This is a genomic window from Pseudomonas fildesensis (assembly GCF_001050345.1).
Taxonomy (GTDB): Bacteria; Pseudomonadota; Gammaproteobacteria; order Pseudomonadales; family Pseudomonadaceae; genus Aquipseudomonas; species Aquipseudomonas fildesensis.
Map to the genome: position 1 here is coordinate 1 of NZ_LFMW01000037.1, position 3,819 is coordinate 3,819.

1 protein-coding gene is annotated in these 3,819 nt (G+C 58.1%); it reads right to left on the minus strand.

Annotation, left to right across the window (positions count from 1 at the left end; all coding sequences use genetic code 11):
* On the minus strand, positions 1–3,789 hold a 3,789-nt coding region (locus ACR52_RS27295), incomplete at its 3' end, for a beta strand repeat-containing protein (RefSeq protein ID WP_236692210.1).
* Positions 3,790–3,819 lie beyond the last annotated feature (30 nt).

Here is a 3,819-nt window from a genome sequence, read left to right on the forward strand (position 1 = left end):
GACGGTGAACGATTTCACGTTCGCCAGGCCGTCTACGTCGGTCGCGCTCAGTTTGACTTCGATGCCCTGGACCGGATCTTCCGAACCGGTGGCAGTGGTAGCGATCGCTTCAGGCGCATCGTTGACCGCAGTCACGGTGATAGTGCCGTTGGCTGGAGCAGAGGTCAGCGGGTTAGTGCCGTCAGCATTGCCGCTGTCGGTCGCGGTGTAGGTGAAGTTCGCGGTGCCGTTGAAGTTGGTGTTTGGCTTGAAGTACAGCGTCGCTTCGCCGTTGGTTGCATCGATGGCGCCAGTAACCGGTTTGGTCATGGCGGCGTCGGTGTAGAACGTGCCGTTGGCAGACGTACCCACGTTGAACGACTTAACGTTCGCCAGGCCATCGACATCAGTAGCCGAAAGCTTAACTTCAATACCTTGAACCGGATCTTCCGAGCCGGTTGCAGTAGTAGCGACCGCTTCAGGTGCATCGTTCACCGCAGTGACGGTGATAGTGCCGTTGGCTGGCGCCGAGGTCAGCGGATTGCTGCCATCAGCATTGCCGCTGTCAGTCGCGGTGTAAGTGAAGTTGGCGGTTCCGTTGAAATTCAGGTTTGGCTTGAAGTACAGCGTCGCCTCGCCGTTAGTCGCATCGATAGCGCCAGTAACCGGTTTGGTCATGGCGGCGTCGGTGTAGAACGTGCCGTTGGTAGGCGTGCTCACGGTGAACGATTTCACGTTCGCCAGGCCATCGACATCAGTAGCCGAAAGCTTAACTTCAATACCTTGAACCGGATCTTCCGAGCCGGTTGCAGTGGTAGCGACCGCTTCAGGTGCATCGTTCACCGCAGTGACGGTGATAGTGCCGTTGGCTGGCGCCGAGGTAAGCGGGTTAGTGCCATCAGCATTGCCGCTGTCAGTCGCGGTGTACGTGAAGTTCGCGGTGCCGTTGAAGTTGGTGTTCGGCTTGAAGTACAGCGTCGCTTCGCCGTTGGTTGCATCGATGGCGCCAGTAACCGGTTTGGTCATGGCGGCGTCGGTGTAGAACGTGCCGTTGCTAGGCGTGCCGACGGTGAACGATTTCACGTTCGCCAAGCCGTCTACGTCGGTCGCGCTCAATTTAACTTCGATGCCCTGGACCGGATCTTCCGAACCGGTGGCAGTGGTAGCGATCGCTTCAGGCGCATCGTTCACCGCAGTCACAATGATAGTGCCGTTGGCTGGAGCAGAGGTCAGCGGGTTAGTGCCGTCAGCGTTGCCGCTGTCGGTCGCGGTGTACGTGAAGTTCGCCGTGCCGTTGAAGTTCAAGTTTGGCTTGAAGTACAGCGTGGCTTCGCCGTTGGTTGCATCGATAGCGCCAGTAACCGGCTTGGTCATGGCGGCGTCGGTGTAGAACGTGCCGTTGGCAGACGTACCCACGGTGAACGACTTAACGTTCGCCAGGCCATCGACATCAGTAGCCGAAAGCTTAACTTCAATACCTTGAACCGGATCTTCCGAGCCGGTTGCAGTAGTAGCGACCGCTTCAGGTGCATCGTTCACCGCAGTGACGGTGATAGTGCCGTTGGCTGGCGCCGAGGTCAGCGGATTGCTGCCATCAGCATTGCCGCTGTCAGTCGCGGTGTAAGTGAAGTTGGCGGTGCCGTTGAAATTCAGGTTTGGCTTGAAGTACAGCGTCGCCTCGCCGTTAGTCGCATCAATAGCGCCAGTAACCGGTTTGGTCATGGCGGCATCGGTGAAGAACGTGCCGTTGGCAGACGTACCCACGGTGAACGACTTAACGTTCGCCAGGCCATCGACATCAGTAGCCGAAAGCTTAACTTCAATACCTTGAACCGGATCTTCCGAGCCGGTTGCAGTAGTAGCGACCGCTTCAGGTGCATCGTTCACCGCAGTGACGGTGATAGTGCCGTTAGCTGGAGCCGAGGTCAGCGGGTTAGTGCCATCAGCATTGCCGCTGTCAGTCGCGGTGTAAGTGAAGTTGGCGGTGCCGTTGAAATTCAGGTTTGGCTTGAAGTACAGCGTCGCCTCGCCGTTAGTCGCATCGATAGCGCCAGTAACCGGTTTGGTCATGGCGGCGTCGGTGTAGAACGTACCGTTGCTAGGCGTGCCGACGGTGAACGATTTCACGTTCGCCAGGCCATCGACATCAGTAGCCGAAAGCTTAACTTCAATACCTTGAACCGGATCTTCCGAGCCGGTTGCAGTAGTAGCGACCGCTTCCGGCGCATCGTTCACCGCAGTGACGGTGATAGTGCCGTTAGCTGGAGCCGAGGTCAGCGGGTTAGTGCCATCAGCATTGCCGCTGTCAGTCGCGGTGTAAGTGAAGTTGGCGGTGCCGTTGAAATTCAGGTTTGGCTTGAAGTACAGCGTCGCCTCGCCGTTAGTCGCATCAATAGCGCCAGTAACCGGTTTGGTCATGGCGGCATCGGTGTAGAACGTGCCGTTGGCAGACGTACCCACGGTGAACGACTTAACGTTCGCCAGGCCATCGACATCAGTAGCCGAAAGCTTAACTTCAATACCTTGAACCGGATCTTCCGAGCCGGTTGCAGTAGTAGCGACCGCTTCAGGCGCATCGTTCACCGCAGTCACAGTGATAGTGCCGTTGGCTGGAGCAGAGGTCAGCGGGTTAGTGCCGTCAGCGTTGCCGCTGTCGGTCGCGGTGTACGTGAAGTTAGCCGTGCCGTTGAAGTTCAAGTTTGGCTTGAAGTACAGCGTGGCTTCGCCGTTGGTTGCATCGATAGCGCCAGTAACCGGCTTGGTCATGGCGGCGTCGGTGTAGAACGTGCCGTTGGTAGGCGTGCCGACGGTGAACGATTTCACGTTCGCCAAGCCGTCTACGTCGGTCGCGCTCAATTTAACTTCGATGCCCTGGACCGGATCTTCCGAACCGGTGGCAGTGGTAGCGACCGCTTCCGGCGCATCGTTCACCGCAGTGACGGTGATAGTGCCGTTGGCCGGAGCCGAAGTGAGCGGGTTAGTGCCGTCAGCGTTGCCGCTGTCGGTCGCGGTGTACGTGAAGTTCGCGGTGCCGTTGAAATTAGTGTTCGGCTTGAAGTACAGCGTGGCCTCGCCGTTGGTTGCATCGATGGCGCCAGTAACCGGTTTGGTCATGGCAGCATCGGTGTAGAACGTGCCGTTGGTAGGCTCGCTGACGGTGAACGACTTAACGTTCGCCAGGCCGTCTACGTCGGTAGCCGAAAGCTTAACTTCGATACCTTGAGCCGGATCTTCCGAGCCGGTTGCAGTAGTAGCGACCGCTTCAGGTGCATCGTTGACCGCAGTGACGGTGATAGTGCCGTTAGCTGGAGCCGAGGTCAGCGGGTTAGTGCCGTCAGCATTGCCGCTGTCGGTGGCGGTGTAGGTGAAGTTCGCGGTACCGTTGAAATTGGTGTTTGGCTTGAAGTACAGCGTCGCTTCGCCGTTGGTTGCATCGATGGCGCCAGTAACCGGCTTGGTCATGGCGGCGTCGGTGTAGAACGTACCGTTGCTAGGCGTGCCGACGGTGAACGATTTCACGTTCGCCAGGCCATCGACATCAGTAGCCGAAAGCTTAACTTCAATACCTTGAACCGGATCTTCCGAGCCGGTTGCAGTAGTAGCGACCGCTTCAGGCGCATCGTTCACCGCAGTCACAGTGATAGTGCCGTTGGCTGGAGCAGAGGTCAGCGGGTTAGTGCCGTCAGCGTTGCCGCTGTCGGTCGCGGTGTACGTGAAGTTAGCCGTGCCGTTGAAGTTCAGGTTCGGCTTGAAGTACACCGTCGCCTCACCGTTGGTGGCCGCGATGCTACCGGTAACCGGTTTGGTCATGGCCGCATCGGTGAAGAACGTGCCGTTGGT